This is a genomic window from Mycoplasma todarodis (genome assembly GCF_965212735.1).
In the GTDB taxonomy this organism is placed as follows: Bacteria; Bacillota_I; Bacilli_A; order Mycoplasmatales; family Metamycoplasmataceae; genus Mycoplasma_K; species Mycoplasma_K todarodis_A.
In genome coordinates this window covers 92,488-114,829 of the sequence record NZ_CBDBYJ010000001.1, presented here as the reverse complement: position 1 = coordinate 114,829, position 22,342 = coordinate 92,488, and the positions used below count along the sequence as shown (strand labels likewise).

Genomic DNA, 22,342 nt, shown 5'->3' with positions numbered 1-22,342 from the left:
TGATAAAAAAATGACTTTTTAAAAAATACCGACTTTTGCGGTATTTTTGTGTTTTACAAATTTTTAGTGCTATTAGACGTTATATTTTAAAAATGAAATATATATCATCTTTAACTTGTTTATCAATTTCAAAGCCACATTTTTTCAACAATCCTTGTGATGCTTCGTTGTTCTTATTAGCAATAGCAACAATACTTTTCTTCTTGTGTCATCTATAAGCAAAGTTCATGGCTCTTGTTAATGCCATAGTACCAATTCCCATTCCTCAGTACTCTTTATTAAGAACGAATCCAACTTCAACCGTAGTATCAGTTATATTCATGAAAGTTATAGTTCCAATCATTTTTCCATAAGAAACTATTGCAAAAACTTGATCAGAACCTTTTCTTAACATCTTGTTTGATTCTTTAGCTTCTTCTTCCGTCTTATAAGGGCCTCATCTTAAGAATTGAGTTGTTTCTGCATCAGATCCATATTCAAACATATCTCTTCAATCTTTTCTTTTAAGACGTCTCATTTTAAAATGTTGTGCCATTGTATCCCCTTTACTTTTTGATTATTGTTTTAACTCTTTTATGGAATGAAGGACGCTCCATAATGATATAAGTGTTCTCAACAGTTGTTGACTTTAATTTAATATCTAAACCCAATCTTATGACTTCTCATTCAATTGTTTTTGAAGGGTGTGGTTTTTTCAAAGTTATGATTGTCCCTATTTGATAATCTTGTGGACTAATCATTTTTCTTTACCTCAAATGCCATTGTGTATTCACCCTTAACATTATTCTTTACTTGGTTATAAACTTGTTGTACAGTACCTGCGTAAGTTTTCTCGTGCATTTTAGTTAATTCTTTTGCTAAGAACACTCTTGTTTCAGGACCATGAACTTCTTCGATATCTAGAAGTGTTGATTCTAATTTATATGGAGAAACATAAGTAACGTATGTTCCTTCTTGTAATGCTTTTAACTCATTTTTTCTTTTACCTGTTTTAGGATTTAAGAATCCTATGAATGAATATTTAGGTGACAGACCTGAAATCGCAGCAACAGTAGTTTGTGCTGATGGACCAGGAATTACTTCAATTTTAATTTCAGCAGCTCTTGCTTGTCTTATAACTTCAAAACCAGGATCCGCAATAACTGGCATACCAGCATCCGAAACAACCGCGATGTTGTTGCCTTGTTCAACTAATTCAATGATCCCTTTAGCTGAATTCTTTTCATTTTTATCATGGTAAGCAATTAATTTTTTACCCATTATTTCATAGTGAGAAAGTAGTTTTCTTGTTTGTCTTGTATCTTCACATGCAATAATATCAACCATCTTTAAAGTGTTGATTGCTCTTATTGTTATATCTTCTAGGTTACCTATTGGTGTACCTACTATATAGATTTTTGATTCTTCCATTACGCCTCCATTATTCTGAATATTAATTTTTCTTTTGCTAGGTCAAAGTTACCGTTATATCCAACAGTTCTTTTGAACTCTTGTAATGCTTCAATAACTATTGAATAATCAAAGTTTGATTCTGCATATTTATTAATAATTTTGTCTCTAGAAATACAATATATTTCTTGACCAAGTTTTGCTCTTCAAATATCATTTAAAAAGATATTCATGATTTCAAACATCAATTTGTAATTTGAACGTTTCTTGATAATATTTTCAAACATTATCGGTGCTTCATTCTTGTTTAAAAGAAGTTCTTCCATAAAGAGTGTTATCTCTTTAAAGTTAGCAACAAAGTCACCTTCATATGCTTCAAAAGCATCATCTGCATTAATGTAAATATTTGCAAGTACTTTACTGTATTTAGCGATCACACCTTTTTCAACTATTTGTTCTGAAAGAATCTCAATGTTCTTTGGTCTTAGTTGCATTATTTGTGATCTTGATTTAATTGTATTTAAAACACTATTTAAATCATTTGTTGTCATTATTATGAATGTATTTGGTTGAGGTTCTTCAATGAATTTTAATAATGAGTTTATTGATTGTTTATTTGCGTTCTCTATATTCTTAATATAAAGAATCTTTTTACCTGCAGCTTCAATTGCTGTTTGAGTTAGGTGTTCTGTCGCCTTAACAATAAACTCTTTTTTAATCATTCCTTTTGTTCCATCAACTATTTCAATATCTGCATATTTATCTTCAACGATTCTTCTACAAGGTGAACATTCTCCACATGCCACAACACCTCTTTGTACACAAACAATTGCTCTTAATAAAAGGTTTGCTACGGGTGAAGTATCAACTCTTTGTTCTGCGGAAATTAAGTATGCGTGTGACAATTTATTTGATCTCTTTGCATTTCTAATTGTAGAATATGCTATTGGATTTGTTTTTCTTACTTGGTTTTTCATAAACATATATAAATTATATTGAAAAATAGTGATTATGATTTTAATTAATCGAATTCTTTATCAGGATTCACATTCATTCCTATCTTGGTATGTAATTGCAAAATAAAAAATCGCTTGTGCGATTAATTATATTAATGTAGCTATTATTGCTAATACGTCTTCAAATACTTTTTCGATTGATTGTGTAGCATCGATAACTCTAAATCTTTTAGGTTCGTTAGCTATAACCTTTTTGTAGCCTTTATAAACTTTTTGGTGAAATTCATCACCCGCAAGTTCTAATCTATCCTTAGGAGCTCTATTTGCAGCTCTTTCCATTGCTTTTTCAGGAGTAATGTCGAAGAATATTGTTACATCTGGTCATGTGTTGTCTGTTGCTAAATTATTTAATTCAGTCACAAAGTCAATTCCTAGTCCTCTACCTTCTCCTTGATATGCTAATGAAGAATCGATATACCTATCACAAAGAACTAATTTGTTTTCTTTAAGTGCTGGTCAAATAGTTTGTTCTAAGTGAAGTCTTCTTGCTGCAGCATATAATAAAGCTTCTGATTTATCACCGATAACATTTTCTTTATCTAGAATAATGTTTCTTACTTTTTCAGCAGAAGCATTTTGTGAACCACCTGGTTCTCTAGTAAATATAAAGTTTAGATCGTTTCTATTTTTTTGTAAGTATTTAACTAAGCTATTTAAAGCTGTTGTTTTACCAGAACCGTCTGGTCCCTCGAATGTTATAAATAATGGTTTATCCATTAGAATGGCATCCCCATACCTGCTTGCTGAGGAGAAATTGCTGCTTGCTCTTCATCAATTTTGGCATTAGCTGCATTCATAGCGATAATTACCATATCTTCTAATGTTTCAACATCATCTTCATCAACAAGTGCTTCGTTGATTTTTACAGATTTAATAGTTCTATCTCCCATGATAACGATTGAGATTCCTTGTCTTTCGATTAGGAATTCTTTTTTATTAAGTTCTGCTTGTTTAGCTTCCATTTCTGCTTGCATTTTTTTAGCTTGTTGCATCATTGCGTTTATGTTCATATTTTTCTCCTTTATATTAAGCTGAGAATAGTTCTCCGAAAAGATCTTCCCCTAACTTGTGTGCTTTAGTTTTTTCTTGTTCCCCTAATGAAGGAACCATAATTTTTTGTGGTTGTGGTAGTGAATTTGATTTCGCTAGCACTGTGTATCTTTCTTTTACATCTATAAATTGATCTCTTGTAATTGCAAAAACGTTTTTTGTTTCTCCAAATACATGTTTAACCAATTCAACAAATCTTCTCTTGAATTTAACTTCGTTAATTCTAGTACAGATACTTGCATCTTTTGATGATACAAGAATGAAGTCTTTACCAGATGAAATTAACCTTGCTGAATCAAGCAGTGAAGCATATTCACTATATCTTGAGTTCGCTGCATAAGAAATTATTGAAGTTCATGATTTCTTAACGTGTGCTTGAACCGCTTTATCTGATTGAACTAATAAGTTAATAATATCTGATACAGAATTAGTTACTTGTGTTGGTTCTTGAATTTGTGTTGTTGCATCAGAAGTGAATAGTGATAATAAATCAGCGGGTTCTTCAGCTTCGTTTGCCATTGGCACATCAGCAACTTTTTCTTCTTTATAAGCATTGATTTGAATTTCTTGTGTTGTTGTAATGTCCTCTTCAATTTCTTCTGCATGACTTGTTTTTTCTAAGTCAGCTGAAATAACTTGAGTTGAAGATTCAATTTCTTCCATATCAATTATTGTTTCCTCTGTAGGAACTTTTTCTTTTAATTCTTGTGTACTGAATAAATCCATTAATGAGTCTGAAGATTCTTCTGGAACATTAGGTATTTCATCAGTTTTTTCGAATTGAATATTTTCGCTTGGCGCTGTAGCCATTTCGATTTTTGGTTCAGGTGTTGGTTCAACTGGTTCAACTTTATTAACAACAGGTCTTTCATTAATAAATGGAACATATTTTGGTTGTGTTGGATCATTTAGGATTTCTTTCTTAGGTTTTGAAAGTTGTTCTAGTAATGATTCACCTTCTTCTTCTTCAATTTGTGGTTCTTCAATTTGTGGTTCTTCCACTTGAGACTCTTGAATAACTTCTTCTTTTTGAATTTCTTCAAATAGACTTGGTTTTGAATCTCCATTAATAATAGGTGCTTGCAATTCAGGCGTTGGTTCTGGCATTGCAATTTCCTCTACTTTTTCTTCAACAATCGGTGCTTTTGTTTCGTGGATTGCTGTGAATGCAGGTTCTTTGTTTTCTAATACAGGAGATGTTTTTGGCATAACCACAACATTTTCTGCTGTTTTTGTTAATTTAAGCATTGCTAATTCGAATGCTTGTCTTGGATACTCTGAACGAGATAATTGAGTAATTAATTCAACCAGTATATCTAACATGTTATATGCAGAATCTACTGTAATTGATAATTCTCCAACTTGTTCTTCATTAAGTACTTCTAATAATTTAGTTTGTCCTGTTTTATTAAAGATAATGAAGTCCTTAATAATATCTATAAGCGACATTGAAAGTCTAGTAAGATCAATTCCACCATCTATAAATTTATTAATTAGTGATAATAATCCATCTACATTTTTACTTGCAGCAAAATTAATAATGTCAACTTGAGATTCTAACGAAACAATTCCAAATACTTGTGAAATAGCTTCGAAAGAAATTCCTCCATTAGTATATGAAGATGCTTGGTCAGCAATTGATAATGCATCACGTAATCCACCGTTAGCTAATTTTGCAATTAACTTAATAGAAGATTTATCGTATTTTAACCCTTCTTTGTCTAACACTTCAATTAAGTGAGAAACTAATACTGAATCTTCAACACGTCTAAAATTAAATCTTTGTGTTCTAGATAATATTGTCACAGGAATTTTATGTGGTTCTGTTGTAGCTAAAATAAATATTGCGTGTTTTGGAGGTTCTTCTAATGTTTTAAGTAACGCATTAAAAGCTCCCTTTGATAACATATGAACCTCATCAATAATGTAAATTTTATATTTAGCATTTGATGGAGCGTATCTAACGTTATCTCTTAACTCTCTAATTTCAGCAACACCATTGTTTGAAGCCGCATCAATTTCAATAATATCCATTGATGAACCTTTTTTAGCTTCTAAACATAATCCGCATTTTAAACATGGTTTTAAATCTTCAGAAAGATTTTTACAGTTTAAAACATTCGCGAATACTTTAGCAGCTGATGTTTTACCAGTACCTCTTGGTCCTGAGAATAAATACGCATGTGATACCTTCTCAGATTTAATGATGTTTTTTAATGTTGTTGTAATATGGTCTTGACCTTTAATTTCATCAAAATTAGTCGGTCTATGTGTTCTATATAGTGCTTTATAACTCATATAAAAATCATATCATGGAGAACTGATAAATCTATGAGAAAAATAAAAAAAATTGAGTGTATTATATACAGTTATTTTTTTCTTTATTTTTATGGTATTGACGTCGTTTCCTTGTATAATAAAAGCACGAAATATTAAAGGAGAGATACATGGGAAAATTTTCACCAAGAAGGATAGTAACAATGATTATTATCGCAGTGGCAGCATTACTAGGAATTATCTTAGGTGCAATGGCACTAACAAACGGGGACCACGGTCATACAATAAGTAAGTCTTTCAACAAAGACGCTTTAGATTTATTACCAAATAACCAATATAAAGGAGCTTGATACTTAGCTTACTATGGAGGTTACATAGCAGTTGCTATCGGTGCAATCGCTGGACTACTATTCGTTATAGGAATGATTTTAACATTCGTCAAAGGTAAATCATTTGGTTGAATAATGTTAGGTTTAGGTATTGTACTTCTACTTGCAGCATTAATCGTAGGTTTCTTAGCTCACGCAGCATCTAAAGAATTATTAGATTCAGCATGAGTTGCTAAGCACCCACCATATGCACCAGCAGGTAAATAAAAAGCCAATAAAAAAAACAAGGTTACTTGTTTTTTTATTACAGTTTTGAAATGAACTCTTTAACCTCTTGAATCTCATTTGAATCAAGGTAAGAAGAGTTTTTTGCTTCCTCTAATACCTCGTCAAGAGTCACTAATGATGCATATTTTATGGATTTGAAGTTGTTTTTTAGTTTTGTTAGTTCATATGAGAATATTGACACAACACCCAATACCTCATACCCTTGATCTTCAAGTGATTTAATTGCAGTTAATGAAGAACCACCAGTTGAAAATAAGTCTTCTATAACAACGATTTTATCACCCTCTCTTACTAATCCTTCAATTTGATTTTGCTTACCATGTGCTTTTGCGCTACCTCTAACATATCCCATTGGTAAGTCCATGATTTCTGAAAGAAACGCAGCATGTGGAATACCAGCTGTTGCTGTACCCATAAGTAACGTAACTTCAGGGAAAGTTCTTATAATTAACTTAGCAAATTCTTCTTCAATCTCTTTTCTAGCTTCTGGATAAGACATTATTAATCTGTTATCTGTATAAATTGGGGATTTAATTCCACTTGCTCATGTAAATTTATTTTTTGTGTTTAATTGGACGGCCTTTATATCCAATAAATGTTTTGCAACTTTATTCATTTTCTTCCTCCGCTTTCTTTATTTGTGATTCAATTTCTTCATATGTTTTTAATGGTGTTTTTGATTGAGTTATAGTTCTTCCAACTACGATAAAATCTGAACCATTTTTAATAGCTTTGTAAGGTGTTAAAACTCTTTTTTGATCTTGATTTTCATCACTCTCTAATCTGATACCTGGAGTTATAGAAAACATCCCATGTTTCTTTACCATTGGCGATTCTTGAGCACTTGAAACTGCTCCTCAAATTCCGGCTTTTTTAGCTAAGCCAAGTAGTGTGTCAACTTCAGATTTTACAGGAACATTTATATTCATAGATTCCATATCTTCTTGACCCATAGATGTTAGAATAGTTACGGCTAATAATTTTGAATTTTTATTCTCTACTGCACTTTGCATTGCTTTCATTGCTTCGATTCCATTCAATGCATGAATTGTTATAAAATCAGGTTCGTATGTGGCGATTGATTTAACTGCATTTTTTGCTGTATTTGGTATATCATGAACCTTTAAATCAATAAAGATATTGTGTCCTTGACTTTTTAATTCTTTAATAAAATCAAAACCTTCTTTATAAAGTAATTGCATTCCTAATTTAAGGAATAATTTTTTACCTTTTAATTTATCAACTAATGAATAAACCTCTTCTTTTGAATTAAAATCACACGCAATAATAATTTTTGAATTGTATTCCATATTAATGTGAATTTTGTCCTTGTGGTAATACTTGAGTTGGTTTAAATTTGTGTGATCTACCAATGATTTCATTGATATCTTTAACTCCTAGTTCTTCTAAAATTTCTTCAACTTCTTTATTAATTTTTGTGAAGAATTCCACATCATTGTGTGAACCAGTAACTACTTGACAAACTGAAGCTCCTGCAGACATCATATCAATAACATCTTGACCTTTCATAATTCCACCAACACCAACTATAGGAATATTAACAACCTTAAAGATTTGGTGAACAGCTCTTGCTGCTACTGGGAAAATACCAGGACCTGAATAACCACCATAACCACGTGCTACAACTGGTTTTCCTGTTTTAGGATCAACCATAAATCCTAATAATGTGTTTATAGCAATGATTGCATCTGCTCCACCTTTTTCTGCTGCAATTGCAATATCCGCAATATTTGTAACATTAGGTGTTAATTTAACGTAAATAGGTTTTTTAGAAACTGCTTTACATCTTCTAACTACTTCTTCAACAACTTCAACATCTGTACCAAATGTAATTCCACCCTTGTCTACATTTGGACATGATAGGTTAATTTCTACAGCAACAACATCTTGTTCTGAAAGAATTTTTACGTTTTCTGCAAATTCATCAATTGTATCACCTGATGCTGATGCAATTAATGGTTGTTCTATGATTTCATTATATTCTGCAATCTTTTTAACAACACCTTCAATTGGCGGATTTTGTAAACCGATTGAGTTCATTATTTGTGAACCTTTTGAATACATCAAGTTAGATCTTTTCTCTGGTGTAATTTTTGATTTAATTGTTGATGTTTTCAATGTTACTGCTGGCAATCCTTGAAAGTCCATTGCTTTTGCAAAAGCTGTTCATTGGTATTCTCCATACTCAAATGATCCTGACCCATTGTAAACGGGTTTGTCAAATTCTAATCCTGGCATTTTAATTTTCATATTCATAATATTCTCCTTGTTAATTTTTCTCTTTCAATTCTATGTATTCACCATTTAAGATGATTGATTCAACCTTACCGATTAATTCCATATTTAGGAAAGGTGTATTCTTTGATTTTGATTTAATGTTTTCTGGTTTAAATACTCATTTTTTATCAACATCCAATATTGTTAGGTTAGCTATACTTCCTTCTTCTATTTCCATATTGACACCCATTAATTTTCCTGGGTTAATAGACATAGCATTTATTATTGTCTTCAATGGTATTTGGTTTTTCTGAGCGATTGTGTTCACCACTGCAAAAGAAGTTTCTAAACCAATTATTCCGTTAACTGATTTTTGGAACCCTCCAGATTTCTCTTCAACAGAATGTGGTGCATGATCTGTTGCAATTATTGTGATTACCTCATCTTTTAAAGCCTTTATTAAAGCTTGTCTTGTTTCTGGTTTTGATAATGGTGGATTCATTTTGAACTTACCATCATTAATAATCATTTCGTTATCTAGTGACATGTGATGCGGAGTAAGTTCAGCGGTAATATTCATACCACCTTCCCTTGCTTTAGCAATTGCCTTTATAGATTTTTCAGTTGAGATATGTTGCATGTGTATATTTGCATTTATACCTTTATTCAACCTTATGTCTCTTTCAACTATATTTGATTCATAATCTTCATCAAATGATTTGATGTTTTCTTTATCAGATAAGGAGCAATGATACATCTCTCCTTTGATTTCACTATCTTCTTCATGAAGAATTAATGTTGAGTCCGTTGTTTTAGCTAATTTAATAGCATCCAACATTGTTTCTTCTTTCTTCACTGGAAATCCATCATCAGTAAATAACCTCGTGGACTCCGACATCTTTCCGATATCCACTACTTTGTCATCCTTGGTAATCCTTGCAGCTTGAATTATATTAACTCGTTTTTCATCGAGCAATTCTTGTATATCTTTTAACGTTTCTAAATTATCCGGTTTAGGATTCGTGTTTGATTGTGCAATCGCGTGTGTGAACCCACCATGCAACATCGCATTTTCTATATGATCTAAATCTTCCTTATATTCAAATCCCGGGACTCTCGTATGTATATGAACATCCACAAATCCTGGTGAAACTGTTTTGTTTTTCAAATCCTTTGTATCTTGCATATCCTCTAAACCATCAAATACTATTCTTTTATTTACAACAGCGAAATCTTTTTTAACCAATTCACCCTTGTAGTAAATAATTCCATTTATATATTTCATTGCTACTCCTTAAATCCACAAAAAAATAAGGGAATATATCCCTTATTTTCTAAATGTAAACAAAAATTGAAAATTGTAGCTGGTCTTGTACCAGTCTAATTTTTTTATTTGTATCTACATGTGTGTTTTTCATTAATATAATATTACATAAAAATAGAAATTTGTTTTGATAATAAATCATAACATTAAGAACTAGTCCGATAATAATCACTATTTATCATAGTTTACAAAAATAAAAAAACTCTTTTTTTCAAGAGTTTTAATTAATATTTGATGTATTTTTCTATTTCTCACTGATGAACTACTTGATTAAATTCTTTTCATTCAGTAAGTTTATGCTTATAGTAATGTTCGAATTGACATTCACCCATAATTTCCTTTAAAAACTCTGATTCCTTGAATAATTCAAGAGCCTCACCTAATGAACAAGGTATGAAATCAATATTCATTTCTTTTAATTCTTCAGCTGAAAGTTTATAAAGGTTTTCATAAACAGGTTTTAAAGGTGTTTCTTTTTTCTCGATACCCTCAATACCAGCTGAGAATAATGCGGCAAGCATTATGTAAGGGTTTGATGTTGCATCTACACTTCTTACTTCTACACGTGTTCCCGCACCACGAGATGCCGGAACTCTAATCATTGCCGATCTATTAGAATCTGATCAAGCGATACAATTTGGAGCTTCAAAACCAGGTATTAATCTTTTATATGAGTTAACTGATGCATTTGTAATTGCACTCATCTCTTTAGTTCTCTTAATGATTCCTGCAATGAAGTGCATCATTTCTTTAGATAATTCATCCTTATCATTACAAAACATATTTTTTCCATCTTTAAAGATAGATATATTAGAATGAAGCCCTGAACCACTCTTACCTTCAAATGGTTTAGGCATAAATGTTGCAATTAATCCATATTGATCCGCAATTGTTTTAACTATTCATTTGAATGTAATCATTCTGTCAGCTGTTTTTAAAGCTGTATCGTATTTGAAGTTAATTTCATGTTGTCCTGGAGCAACTTCTTTATGAAAGGCTTCGATATCAAAACCGTGATTCATTAATTGAACCGCCATTTCTCTTTTTAAATCAGAAACAGTATCACCTGGAGTTGTTCCAAAGTAATCAGCTTTATCAACTGGGATAAGTTTACCATTTTCATCTTTTTCTAATAAGAAGAATTCCGCTTCCAGTCCTGCATATAATTTATAGTTTGATTTAGAAGCTTTTTCTTCAACTCTTCTTAGAGTTTGTCTTGAGCCACCTTCAAACATTGTTCCGTCTTTATTAAGAACATCACATATAAATCTAGCTACTGTATAAGGTGTGTTGATAAAATCAAGTACCAAGAAGGTATCAAGATCTGGTTTTAGATATAAATCCGAATTATCTATCTTTGTATATCCCTTAATAGATGAACCATCAATCATAGTTTCAGAATTTAGCATTCCTTCAATATGATTTACCGGTATTTCAACACTATGTAATTCCCCGTGTATGTTGATAAACTGTAATTGTATAAACTGTATTTCTTTCTTCTTGATAATATCAAGAATTTCTTTTTTATTCATGTGTCTCCTTGGTAACTGCTAGAATCATTTTTCTAACTTCCACACCATTTCTCACTTGTTCTCATATACGACATCTTTGATCGTCTAGAACATCATCAGTAAGTTCAACCCCTCTATTGAAAGGTCCTGGGTGCATAATGATTGCGTCTTTTTTCATACGTTTTAATCTTTCTGAGTTTAAACCATATTTATTATTATAGTCCTCATCGTTATATTCTGTATCTAAACGCTCTCTTTGAATTCTTAATAGCATTACCACATCATACTGATCTAGCTTAGAATCGAATTCATCAATTCATCCTGGATCGTCAATCTTAAACTCCATAGGCCCAGTGATATCTACTTGAGAACCTACTTTTCTTCATGTGTCGATATTTGTTTTAGCAACTCTTGAGTGCTTAATATCACCAATGATTAAAATTCTTTGATTTTCAATCATTCCTTTTTCTTTGTATACAGTGTACATATCTAATAAAGCTTGTGAAGGATGTGAACTCGCTCCATCACCTGCGTTAATAATTGGTACATTTATTCCTTCTAATTGGTTTCAATACTCCTTAATTGAACTCCTGATTACAATACCATCTACTCCGAATGCCTCAAACGTCTTAACTGTGTCATAAAAAGACTCACCTTTGCTTAATGAGGAAGCACTAGTGTTTAAATCTAGCACTTTTCCTCCCAAGTCCTGAACGGCCTTGTTAAACGAATAGTGAGTCCTTGTTGAGTTTTCGAAAAATAGCATTGCATATGTTTTGTCTTCTAGGGAACAAAAGTCGCTCTCACTAGTTCGTTTAAAGAAGTCAGTGAGATTGTCCCTTGTTCATGTTTTCGATGTTAAAAATTTCATTAAGATTATTCTATTACTTTTTTTATAGGTTTTCTCCAACAAAAAAGTTAAAAAAAACTCACATAGAAAAAAGGGCATAAAAAAACCACCACACACAGCACTTCTCGATGCGGCTGCTCCATTCCTGGCCTGACCGGGTTACAAGGTTTCCGTTGTGATGGCTATTAAATTATATAATATTTGATTACTTTTTAGTATTAAATTTAGATTTTAATAATTTGTAATATTTGTCATACATAGGTCCTGAAAATGAATAATTATATGTTCCAGTAGTTACTGAACTTCAATTAGCCTCTTTCTTATTTGAAGAACGTTTGTCGTAATATCCCTTCATTACTTCATCATATCTATCCACTTCTTTACGCATTTTTTCATCATCATATTTTTCGAAAAATACTGCATCTAATTTTGGTTTTACTTCTTCTTGTTTTTCTATGTGTCCAACAGTTAAACCGATAATTGGGAATACATTACTTGGTAAGTTTAAATCCTCTATTAGTTTGTCAGATACTGGTCTCATACCACCGATGAAACATGTACCCATATCTAGTGTAAGGGCAGCATCTACTACAGATTGCGCTTTAATTGTGGCGTCAATTGTACCAATGTTTAATAACTCACTGAAGTTTTTATCATTTAATTCTCAATCTTTAATGCCTTGTTTTTCATATGCATATTTTAATCTATTCATATCTCCAACGAAAAGAATGAATAAAGATGCTTTTTTGATGTGTTCTTGATTTCAGTTGTATTTAGATAATTTTGCAATCATGTCTTTATCTTGAATAAAGATTGCTGATGCTCCTTGACCATTTATTGAAGTTGCTCCTGCATTAACAACATCTCTTAATTTTTCTATATTTTCTTTTGATATTGGTTTGTTAATATCCAAAGCTCTTTCTGATCTTCTATTTAATTGTTTTTGTGTAAATTCCATTCTGACCTCTTTCTTTTTCATCAACGATGTAATGATATTTAAATATATCTAATAACTTTCTTTGACTGAAAACTTTATAATTTAATTATACATACACGAGAGAGTAATAGTAGGAGATAATATGAAACAATATTTAACTTTGATGGAAGAAATCTTAGAATCAGGATCAAAAAAAGGCGATAGAACCGGAACAGGTACAATTTCTAAATTTGGAACACAAAGAAGATACGATTTAACAGAGGGGTTCCCACTTTTAACAACTAAAAAGGTATTTTGAAAAGCGGTTGTTCATGAATTATTATGATTCATTAATGGTGATACAAATATAAAATACTTAGTTGATAATGGAGTTAGAATTTGAAACGAATGACCTTATGAAAGTTTTAAAAATAGTACAGAATACAAAAATGAGACACAAGCTGAATTTGTTGAAAAAATCAAATCAGATGAAGAATTTGCCAAAAAATTCGGAGAATTAGGACCTGTTTATGGAAAACAATGAAGGGACTTCGAAGGTGTTGATCAATTGAAAAATGTTATTGAACAAATCAAGACAAACCCAAACAGTAGAAGGCTGATTGTATCTTCATGAAATCCACCACACATTGAAAGCATGGCATTACCACCTTGTCATACTTTCTTCCAATTCTTTGTTAATAATGGAGAGCTTTCATTACAACTTTACCAAAGATCAGCAGATGTATTTTTAGGTGTTCCGTTCAACATAGCTTCATATTCATTGTTATTAATGATGGTTGCACAAGTAACGGGATTAAAAGCTAAAGAATTCATCCACACAACAGGTGATACACACATTTATTCAAACCACATCGAACAAGTTAATGAACAACTTTCAAGAAAACCAAAAGCGTTACCAAGAGTTGAATTAAACAAAGACATAAAATCACTATTTGACTTTACATTCGATGACATTAAATTATGTGATTATGATCCACACCCTTTAATTAAAGGTAAAGTGGCAGTATAAAAATAGCTTAGGCTATTTTTTTAAATAAAAAAACTTACCTTAGTAAGTTTTAGAATAATGATAATTGGTTTGTTTCTTCCATACCTTTAAACACACCAAGTTTATTAAGTTTTTCTTTTGATGTCTTGTTTAGAGAAGAACGTTTCATAACATCTTCAACAGATGTGAATTCTCTTTCTTGTCTTGCTTTTACAATACTTACTGCAACAGCATCTCCAAGTCCATCAATTGTTGAGAATGGAGGGATTAATGTTCTTCCATTTTCATGTATTTTTCATTCATTAGCAAGTGAGTTGTTGATATCAATATTTGAAACATTGAATCCACGTGCATATAATTCTTCAGAAAGTTCCAGGATAGGAATTAAGTTTTCTTCTTTGTTACTTAATGCTTCTTCACCACGTTTATATCTTCTAGCTTTGAAGTCAACAAGAACTTCTTTAATTTTTTCTTTACCTTCCATTAATGTTTCAACATCTGAAACATCCGCTCTGGTAGTAAAGTAAGTTGCATAGTAAGCTAATGGGTGGTAAAGTTTAAATCATGCAATTCTTCATGCCATTTTAACATACGCTGTAGCGTGGGCTTTAGGGAACATGTATTTGATTTTCTTACATGACTCGATGTATCATTCTTCAACACCTGCAGCCTTCATTTTTTCTTCTTGCTCAGCTGTAACTGATTTACCTTTACGAACTTGTTCCATGATAACAAATGACTCTTTTGAATCCATACCTTTATTAATAAGGTATGTCATGATGTCATCACGACAGGAAATAAGATCCCCGATTTTTTTATTGTAGTCACGAATCAAGTCGGCACCATTATTTGTTCAAACGTCTGTACCATGTGACAGACCTGAAATAGATACTAAATCGGCAAATGTGTCAACCTTAACTGATTTAAGCATTCCACGTACGAATTTTGTACCAAATTCAGGAATACCCATGGCTCCAGTTGTTTCACCAGAAATATCTTGTGGTTCAATACCTAATGCTTTTGGTGAAGAGAATAAAGAAATAATATTTTCATCACAGTTAGGAATTTCTGTAGCAACCACACCTGTTAATCTCTCCAACATTTTAATAGCGGTGGGATCATCGTGTCCAAGTAAGTCTAATTTAAGAACATTATCGTGGATGGCGTGGAAGTCGAAGTGAGTTGTTTTTCAAGCAGCGTCAGTATCATTTGCTGGGAAGTTAATTGCTGAGAAATCCTCAACATCAAATTCTCCAGGGATGATAATAATACCACCAGGGTGTTGACCCGTTGTACGTTTTGTACCTTTAACATTTTTAGCCATAAATTCTGTGAAGGCTCTAGAAATTGTTTTACCATTTTCTTCTGCTCAAGCACGAACATAACCGAACGCTGTTTTTTCAGCAACGGTAGAAATTGTTCCGGCACGGAAAGCATGCTTATCACCAAATATTCTTTTAACTTCTTGGTGAATGATTGGTTGGTAATCACCTGAGAAGTTAAGATCGATATCAGGAACTTTATCAGCTTCAAAACCAAGGAATGTTTCGAATGGAATATCATGCCCTTCTTTGTAAAGCATTTTTTCACATTTTGGACAGTACTTATCTGGTAAGTCGTATCCACACTTAAAGTCTCCTCCACCATGGAATTCAGAATATTTACAATTCTTACATACATAGTGTGCTGGTAATGGGTTTACTTCTGTAATACCAGAGAATGTAGCAACAATAGATGAACCAACAGAACCACGAGAACCAACTAAGTACCCATCTTCAAGAGACTTAGCAACCAGTTTATGTGAAATATAGTAGATAATACCAAATCCATATTTAATGATGTTACCAAGTTCTCTTTCAATTCTGTCTGAAACAATTTCAGGTAATTCTTCACCATATTGTTCTTTTGCAGTTTTTCAAACAAGTTCAGTTAGTAACTCATCTGATTGATCAATCTTAGGAGTATATAGGTCATCCTTAATAACTTGAACTGATTCGATTTGATCTGCGATCATATTTGTATTTGTAACAACAATTTCTTCAATTAAGTCTTCAACACCTAATCATGCAAATTGTTCTTTCATTTCATTTGTAGTAAGAAGTGATTGGACTGGGTATTGAGGGTTTCTTTCATTATATTTGAATAGATAATGTCTAACTCCTCCAAGACCTTTTGCATTAATGTAAACTGAATGGTAAATTGAATCCATATCATCAACATAACGAGCATCACCAGTTGCCACAACTGGCTTGCCAGCTTTCTTAGCTTCTTCAATTACAAACTTAATAGAATCTTTAACATTTTGTTTAGAAATATTTCTCCTTGAAATTAAATGAGAGAAGTTTCTAAGCGGTTGTACTTCGATGTAGTCATATCTTTGGATGTCATCGATTATTTGTTGAGTTGTACCAGTAAGTATTAAGTCAACAAATTTAGATTTAATACCACCAGAACCTATTAGTAAGTTTTCTGATTTTGGTAAATCTTGTCAGAATAGTCTTGGTGATTTAAAGTATTGTTCTGTTAATGATTTAGAAACTAATTTAAATAACTCTTTTAGACCTTGGTTGTTTTTAGCTATAACTGAAACCTCTTTAGAGAAAGAAGTTTTGTAAACAGTGTCGTTAACTTTTGTTGCTAAGTCGTTCAATGTCATTATTCCTTGACGTTTAAATCTTGCAATCATTGTTAATCAAGTGTTAGCTAGAACTTCAGCATCGTAGTCAGCACGGTGAGCAACTGTTGAATCGTATGTGTGTCCATTTTTGAGTGCTACATTTTCAAGTCTAAATCTTTTTTGATCTGGATCTAGAATTTTTGCAGCCGGCAATGTATCCACAACAACAGCGTTTAAAGGTTCAAGATTATACTTGGCGAGTTTCTCGTCAATAAATCCCATATCGAATGCTGCATTATGAGCAACAAGAACATACCCTTCAACGTAATCACGAATATCTTTCATACCTTGCTCTTCATTAACGGCATCTTCACACATGTCTTGTGTAATACCTGTTAACTCTTGGATGAAATCCGGAATTTCTTTTGATGGTTTAATGAAGAATTGTTTACGTTCTACCATTTGTCCACCCACAACTTTTGTAGCACCAAATTCTATGATGTCTTCAAAACGTGGTGACAGTCCTGTAGTTTCAAGGTCGAATACGATATATTTAGCATCTGAAAGACCTTCATCTGTTGGATTGATAACTGAATTAGCTTTTTTATCAACCATGTTGAAAGAACAACCATATATAGCTTTTATCCCTTTTGATGAATTATAAAAATCTGGGAATGCTTGTACAGACTCTGAGTCAAGAATAGCAATAGCACTATGTCCTCACTCTTTTGCTCTGGCTACATAATCACCAGCTGATGCAATACCATCCATAGTAGACATGATTGTCTTTGTGTTTAGTTCAACACGCTTTTTAGTAGCGTTGTCTTGTCTATTAGATTTCTTAGGTTTAATAGGAGCTATTTTATTTACTTTAATTTCGTGTTGATTACCTTTATAAGTGTTTAGTGTCATTTGACCTGAAACACTTACTCAACTCCCAACTTTATATTGATTATATTTAGCAGCTTCTTCTTCTCCTTTTCCAGCAAAGATAGAAAGATAAACAGCATCTTTGTAGTCAGTGATTGCAAGTTCAATAATATTTCAACCTGTTTTTGTGACTTTGGCTTCTCTCGCAAAGATTTCACCCTCAACGGTTACTCTTTCATTTTGTAATTCTTTTGCTTCTGGTATTGAAAGTTCTATAGCTTTTGAATTGTATTTTTTAACCTTTTGATGTTCTACGGGTTCAGATTTTTGTGCATCGATTTTTGGAAGTTCTCTTTTAAGGATTTCTTCTTTTTCTTTTGCAGCCATTTCTAATAAGTTTCATTCAGGTTCTTTGAACACAAGATTAAATTCAATTTTATTGAAACCAAGCATCTTCATTCCTCTTTGGATTTCATTAGTTAATGATTCTATCTTTTCTAATTGACTTCTAGTTTTGAATTCAATAGTCATTGTTCCCTCTTCATAAGAGAATTGATCTTTAGTTAGTTGCATAGATACATGAGGCATATTGATAAATGATCTAATTACATATTTAACATATCCAGCAATCAATTCTTCATCTTCAGTAACTTCCTCGATTTTGAAGTTTAGTTTTGCTCTAAATTCAAAATTCTCATTAATAGCCGCAACAAAACCAGCCATCGTATCTACCGATGGTGTTTTTTCGAATCTGAAGTATAGTTCAAAGACGTCTTTTTCTAATAATTTTGCACCGTAAATTTGGGCTTCTGATAATTCTGGACTGATTTCATATTTAATTTTTTCTGCGAATTTTATAAACTTTTGTTTCATAGTTATTAAATTATATAGTAAGGTTGAAATTTACTTTTAAAAAACCCTATTAAAAATAAATCACAATTGCGAAAGTTGCATTTTCAAAAAATGTCATTAAACACTTTAATATTCAAACTCCTATTTTTAAGTAGGTATTTATGTCTTTTTACATTTCTATTTGTTGTATTGTGAAAATATAATGCATAAAAAAATAACAAAGTATCCTCTTATAGTTTCAAAAGGCAAAATAAAAAACCTATTGAATTAGGTTTTTATTATCATACTAACATTTCAAAAATCAATGCAAATGTTATTACTATAAATATTCAAGAATCTATCCTATCAAGAAGACCCCCGTGTCCAGGCATAATTTTTCCATAGTCTTTAACATCCATATCTCTTTTGAATGCAGAGAATATCAAGTCCCCAACCGGAGAAACTATCGGCAATGCTAATGCAATACCAACAAATAGAATTATGTAACGTGACTCAGGAAGCATTAATGAACTCTTAACAATGTAAACACCACCATCAAACTTAAACAGACCTGTAAAGTGTACGTAAAGCACAATATAAAGAACTGCAAATAGATAACCAGTGATGAATCCAACTCATGTTTTCTTTGGAGAAACTTTAGGAGCTAATTTCTTAGGGAATTTCTTACCTAATAATGATCCCCCTATATAAGCGAATGAATCAGAAATGATTGCTACAGGAATTAATAACATAACAATTTTTCAATCAATGACTGTTAATGAGAATAATACTCTAAAAAATAATCCAGAAGCTATTGTGATGAATAAAGCGTAAATATAACTTTTTACTTTACCTTCAGTACTTGCGATAGGATCGAAGAGTACAAGAGTTAATATGATTGCAGGTATTAATACTGTTGAAAATCCAATCATATGAGTAAGTTGCATTCTCCCTAATTCTCCAGCGCCATCTCTAATAATATTAATCATTACGAAGTCTTTTTCAACTAGGAATACAGAAACAGTCAAGAAAGGAATTAGTATCTTTGAAATTTTATGTAATTTCATATGCTTAACGAATTCATAAGAACCATAAATAGCACCTATAATCATTACGATAGAACCGAAGATTCTTCCACCTTCTCCACCTAAAATAATACAAATGAAAATCGGAATAATAAGCAATGCTGCAATAATAGCTGATGGGTATCTTGGGTTGATATTTTTTATGTAATTTTTCATATACATAATTATAGTAGAAAAAATCTAGGTTTTACCTAGATTGTCATTAGTTCTTCAGTTTTTTGTTTTGTCATAACATCGATTTTAGCAATAAATGAGTTTGTTAGTTTTTGAATTTCATCAAGATAATGTCTTACATCATCTTCTGAAAGTTCATCATCTTTTTTAATCATTTTATTTGCATCTTGTCTCGCTGCACGAACACCGATTTTAGCTTGTTCAGTGAATTCACTTAATCCCTTAACAAGTTGTCTTCTACGATCAGTTGTTAGTTCTGGGAAAGTGATACGTGCTTGGTGACCTTCATCAACAGCATTTAATCCAAGTGATGCTGAGTTGATTACTGCTACGATATCTTTATTGATATTTTGTTCAAAGGGTTTAATCAATAATTGTCTTGGTTCAGGAACAGAAACAGATGCCAATTGGTTAATTGGAGTTGGTGTTCCATAGTAATCCATTTTTACAGAGTTAAGGATCATTGGGTTTGCTCTACCAGCTGAAATTCTTGAAATGTTAACTTCGTAATTTTCAACAGATGTTTTCATCCCATCTTCAGCTTCCATTATGTATAAATCTAATTCCATATTATTTAACCACCTTAGTATGTTTAATTTTTCCTTCAATTGCTTTTACTAATGCGTCTTCTTCATTAATGTTGAAAACCATTAGACTAACACCGTTATCTCTAGCCATAGCTGCAGCTGTTGAATCCATAACTGCAAGACCTCTTTCAAGTAATTCATCATATGTGATTTCAGCAATATGTGTTGCTGAAGGGTCAACTTTAGGATCTGCTGTATAAATTCCATCAGTTCCGTTTTTACCCATAAGGATAATGTCTGCACCGATTTCAGATGCTACAAGTGTTGAAGTAGTATCTGTTGTAAAGAATGGTCTACCTGTTCCACCAGCGAAGATTACTAATTCACCTTGTGATAAGTAATTCATAGCTTTTTCTTTAATGTAGTATTCAGCAACTCTTTGGTCGATGTTAACTGCAGATTGAACTCTTGTTTTAATTCCACAACCTTCAAAACCTGATTGTAATGCAAGTGAGTTCATGATTGTTGCAAGCATTCCTATGTAATCTGCTCTAGATCTTGGAATACCATTCTTTTCAGCTGAAGCACCTCTTCAGAAGTTACCTCCACCAACAACAACACCAACTTGTACACCTTGCTCTTGTATTTTTTTAATTTGCTCAGCAATTAATTTAACTTTTTTAAAATCAATTGATAAACTATCTTCCTTATTCGCTAAACCTTCTCCAGAAAGTTTAATAATAATTCTCTTATATTTCATATAAAAACCCCTTTTATTTTCTTTATGAATTATACATTAAATTAAAAAACCTCTTGTAATTTTGTTAAATAATATTAACTAATTCAAGTTATTTTAAAAAAGAAAAAAGAACCATTCAGTTCTTTTAATTATTCACCATTCATTTTTTTATTAATTTTATCAAGTTTCTTTTTACCTTTGCTTATAGCATCATGTATTGCACTTCTTGTAGTTGCAACAACTTCTGAAGCCTCTGCTAATGATAAATCTTCAATTCAGCATAATTGAATAGCTTGTTTTTGTGTTTGAGTTAGAAAACCACTATATTTATCAAAGAGATCTAAGTAGTATTCTCTTTCTTCTAATTTATTCATCTTCCATTAATCCTTTTGTCATTCCGTAAATGAATGCGTCAAGGTCAAACTCTTGTAAATCATCTAATGATTCTCCAAGTCCCATGTATTTAACGGCAAGTTCTAATTTATCTTTAATAGTTAGAACAATACCACCCTTAGATGTTCCGTCCATTTTTGTAAGAATAATACCCGTTAGTGGTGTTACCTCTTTAAATGAAGTTGCTTGTGAAACTCCGTTTTGACCAGTTGTTGCATCAATAACTAATAGTGATTCATGTGGTGCATTAGGAATTTCTTTTTGAATAATTTTATTCATTTTAGCTAGCTCATTCATTAAGTTAACTTTGTTTTGTAGTCTTCCGGCAGTATCGATAATTAATACATCGTAATCTTCTGCTTTTGCTTTAGCTACAGCATCATAAACAACTGATGCAGGATCAATTCCTTCTTTAATTGGTTTAACAATTTCACAACCGATTCTATCAGCTCAAACACCCAGTTGTTCAACGGCACCAGCACGGAATGTATCTCCAGCAGCAATAAGAACTTTTTTACCTTCTTGTTTTAACATATTGGCCAGTTTAGCAATTGATGTAGTTTTACCAGCACCATTAACCCCAACCATTAAGATAACATTAATTCTATCCTCTTCGATGTTTAGTGAAGTATCAATATTTGATTTATTTGTATAAATAACAAACATTTTTTCAGCAATAATTTCGTTAACAAGTGAAATGTCAGTAACATTTTCAATCTTAACTTCTTTACGAACTTCATCAACGATGTCCATAACTAATTCGACTGAAATGTCAGACATAATTAAAGCTTCTTCAAGATCTTCAAGATAATCTTCATCAACTGTGTTGTGACGAGTTTGAAGTTCTTTTAGACGTCTAGAGAATGATGATCCAGTTTTATCTAGACCAGCTACATACTTATCAAGNTT

Annotated in this window: 21 protein-coding genes, 1 other RNA gene and 1 pseudogene; 2 read left to right on the top strand and 21 right to left on the bottom strand. The window is 31.8% G+C overall.

Annotation, left to right across the window (positions count from 1 at the left end):
* Positions 1-79: 79 nt before the first annotated feature.
* From ACOMC1_RS00565 to dnaX, 7 genes are all read right to left on the bottom strand, one after another.
* Positions 80-535 carry a GNAT family N-acetyltransferase gene (locus ACOMC1_RS00565; protein ID WP_420330708.1) on the bottom strand — a complete coding sequence of 152 codons (456 nt, stop codon included), beginning with the start codon at positions 533-535 and terminating at the stop codon, positions 80-82.
* Between the two features lie 10 nt (positions 536-545).
* The gene (locus ACOMC1_RS00560) at positions 546-740 is read right to left on the bottom strand and encodes a DUF951 family protein (protein WP_420330707.1); all 195 of its coding nucleotides are present in this window, start codon (positions 738-740) and stop codon (positions 546-548) included.
* Positions 733-1,410 (bottom strand): 16S rRNA (cytidine(1402)-2'-O)-methyltransferase, encoded by a 678-nt coding sequence (gene rsmI / locus ACOMC1_RS00555; protein ID WP_420330706.1) that lies wholly within the window; start codon positions 1,408-1,410, stop codon positions 733-735. The genes ACOMC1_RS00560 and rsmI overlap by 8 nt, the downstream gene beginning before the upstream one ends.
* Positions 1,410-2,372 carry a hypothetical protein gene (locus ACOMC1_RS00550; protein ID WP_420330705.1) on the bottom strand — a complete coding sequence of 321 codons (963 nt, stop codon included), beginning with the start codon at positions 2,370-2,372 and terminating at the stop codon, positions 1,410-1,412. Before ACOMC1_RS00550 ends, rsmI begins: the two co-directional genes overlap by 1 nt.
* 120 nt (positions 2,373-2,492) lie before the next feature.
* The gene (gene tmk, locus ACOMC1_RS00545) at positions 2,493-3,122 is read right to left on the bottom strand and encodes a dTMP kinase (RefSeq protein WP_420330704.1); all 630 of its coding nucleotides are present in this window, start codon (positions 3,120-3,122) and stop codon (positions 2,493-2,495) included.
* A complete protein-coding gene (locus ACOMC1_RS00540) occupies positions 3,122-3,415 on the bottom strand; it encodes a YbaB/EbfC family nucleoid-associated protein (RefSeq protein ID WP_420330703.1) in 294 nt (97 codons plus the stop codon). Before ACOMC1_RS00540 ends, tmk begins: the two co-directional genes overlap by 1 nt.
* A gap of 16 nt (positions 3,416-3,431) precedes the next feature.
* A complete protein-coding gene (dnaX, locus tag ACOMC1_RS00535; RefSeq protein ID WP_420330702.1) occupies positions 3,432-5,753 on the bottom strand; it encodes a DNA polymerase III subunit gamma/tau in 2,322 nt (773 codons plus the stop codon).
* 149 nt (positions 5,754-5,902) lie between these two features.
* Here dnaX and ACOMC1_RS00530 point away from each other — a divergent pair, with 149 nt between their 5' ends.
* The gene (locus ACOMC1_RS00530; protein ID WP_420330701.1) at positions 5,903-6,328 is read left to right on the top strand and encodes a hypothetical protein; all 426 of its coding nucleotides are present in this window, start codon (positions 5,903-5,905) and stop codon (positions 6,326-6,328) included.
* 37 nt (positions 6,329-6,365) lie between these two features.
* Here ACOMC1_RS00530 and pyrE read toward each other — a convergent pair whose 3' ends face one another.
* From pyrE to ACOMC1_RS00490, 8 genes are all read right to left on the bottom strand, one after another.
* On the bottom strand, positions 6,366-6,965 hold the full coding sequence (gene pyrE / locus ACOMC1_RS00525) for an orotate phosphoribosyltransferase (RefSeq protein WP_420330700.1): 600 nt from the start codon (positions 6,963-6,965) through the stop codon (positions 6,366-6,368).
* Positions 6,958-7,659, bottom strand: a complete 702-nt coding sequence (gene pyrF / locus ACOMC1_RS00520) for an orotidine-5'-phosphate decarboxylase (protein WP_420330699.1) — start codon at positions 7,657-7,659, stop codon at positions 6,958-6,960. The genes pyrE and pyrF overlap by 8 nt, the downstream gene beginning before the upstream one ends.
* A 1-nt stretch (position 7,660) precedes the next feature.
* Positions 7,661-8,626 (bottom strand): dihydroorotate dehydrogenase, encoded by a 966-nt coding sequence (locus ACOMC1_RS00515; protein ID WP_420330698.1) that lies wholly within the window; start codon positions 8,624-8,626, stop codon positions 7,661-7,663.
* 13 nt (positions 8,627-8,639) lie between these two features.
* Positions 8,640-9,872: a dihydroorotase gene (locus tag ACOMC1_RS00510; protein WP_420330697.1), complete on the bottom strand. Its 1,233-nt coding sequence runs from the start codon at positions 9,870-9,872 to the stop codon at positions 8,640-8,642.
* 263 nt (positions 9,873-10,135) lie between these two features.
* Positions 10,136-11,443, bottom strand: a complete 1,308-nt coding sequence (glnA, locus tag ACOMC1_RS00505; RefSeq protein WP_420330696.1) for a type I glutamate--ammonia ligase — start codon at positions 11,441-11,443, stop codon at positions 10,136-10,138.
* A complete protein-coding gene (locus ACOMC1_RS00500) occupies positions 11,436-12,293 on the bottom strand; it encodes an aspartate carbamoyltransferase catalytic subunit (protein ID WP_420330695.1) in 858 nt (285 codons plus the stop codon). Before ACOMC1_RS00500 ends, glnA begins: the two co-directional genes overlap by 8 nt.
* 72 nt (positions 12,294-12,365) lie before the next feature.
* Positions 12,366-12,462: signal recognition particle sRNA small type (ffs, locus tag ACOMC1_RS00495), an RNA gene on the bottom strand.
* A gap of 15 nt (positions 12,463-12,477) precedes the next feature.
* A complete protein-coding gene (locus ACOMC1_RS00490) occupies positions 12,478-13,230 on the bottom strand; it encodes a nitroreductase family protein (RefSeq protein WP_420330694.1) in 753 nt (250 codons plus the stop codon).
* 121 nt (positions 13,231-13,351) lie between these two features.
* On the opposite strand from ACOMC1_RS00490, the gene ACOMC1_RS00485 reads away from it, so the two are divergent.
* Entirely contained in the window at positions 13,352-14,218 is an 867-nt protein-coding gene (locus tag ACOMC1_RS00485; protein WP_420330693.1) for a thymidylate synthase, read from the top strand.
* Between the two features lie 49 nt (positions 14,219-14,267).
* On the opposite strand, the gene ACOMC1_RS00480 is transcribed toward ACOMC1_RS00485, so the two are convergent.
* From ACOMC1_RS00480 to ftsY, 6 genes and pseudogenes are all read right to left on the bottom strand, one after another.
* Entirely contained in the window at positions 14,268-18,557 is a 4,290-nt protein-coding gene (locus tag ACOMC1_RS00480) for a PolC-type DNA polymerase III (RefSeq protein ID WP_420330692.1), read from the bottom strand.
* 257 nt (positions 18,558-18,814) lie between these two features.
* Positions 18,815-19,756: a phosphatidate cytidylyltransferase gene (locus ACOMC1_RS00475; protein ID WP_420330691.1), complete on the bottom strand. Its 942-nt coding sequence runs from the start codon at positions 19,754-19,756 to the stop codon at positions 18,815-18,817.
* A 35-nt stretch (positions 19,757-19,791) separates the two neighbouring features.
* Positions 19,792-20,343 carry a ribosome recycling factor gene (gene frr / locus ACOMC1_RS00470; RefSeq protein WP_420330690.1) on the bottom strand — a complete coding sequence of 184 codons (552 nt, stop codon included), beginning with the start codon at positions 20,341-20,343 and terminating at the stop codon, positions 19,792-19,794.
* Position 20,344: 1 nt separating this feature from the next.
* On the bottom strand, positions 20,345-21,061 hold the full coding sequence (gene pyrH / locus ACOMC1_RS00465) for a UMP kinase (protein ID WP_420330689.1): 717 nt from the start codon (positions 21,059-21,061) through the stop codon (positions 20,345-20,347).
* Positions 21,062-21,189: 128 nt separating this feature from the next.
* The gene (locus ACOMC1_RS00460) at positions 21,190-21,414 is read right to left on the bottom strand and encodes a sigma factor-like helix-turn-helix DNA-binding protein (RefSeq protein WP_420330688.1); all 225 of its coding nucleotides are present in this window, start codon (positions 21,412-21,414) and stop codon (positions 21,190-21,192) included.
* A pseudogene (ftsY, locus tag ACOMC1_RS00455) lies at positions 21,407-22,339 on the bottom strand (signal recognition particle-docking protein FtsY); the annotation flags it as partial. The pseudogene ftsY and the gene ACOMC1_RS00460, both read right to left, overlap by 8 nt.
* Positions 22,340-22,342: the final 3 nt, after the last annotated feature.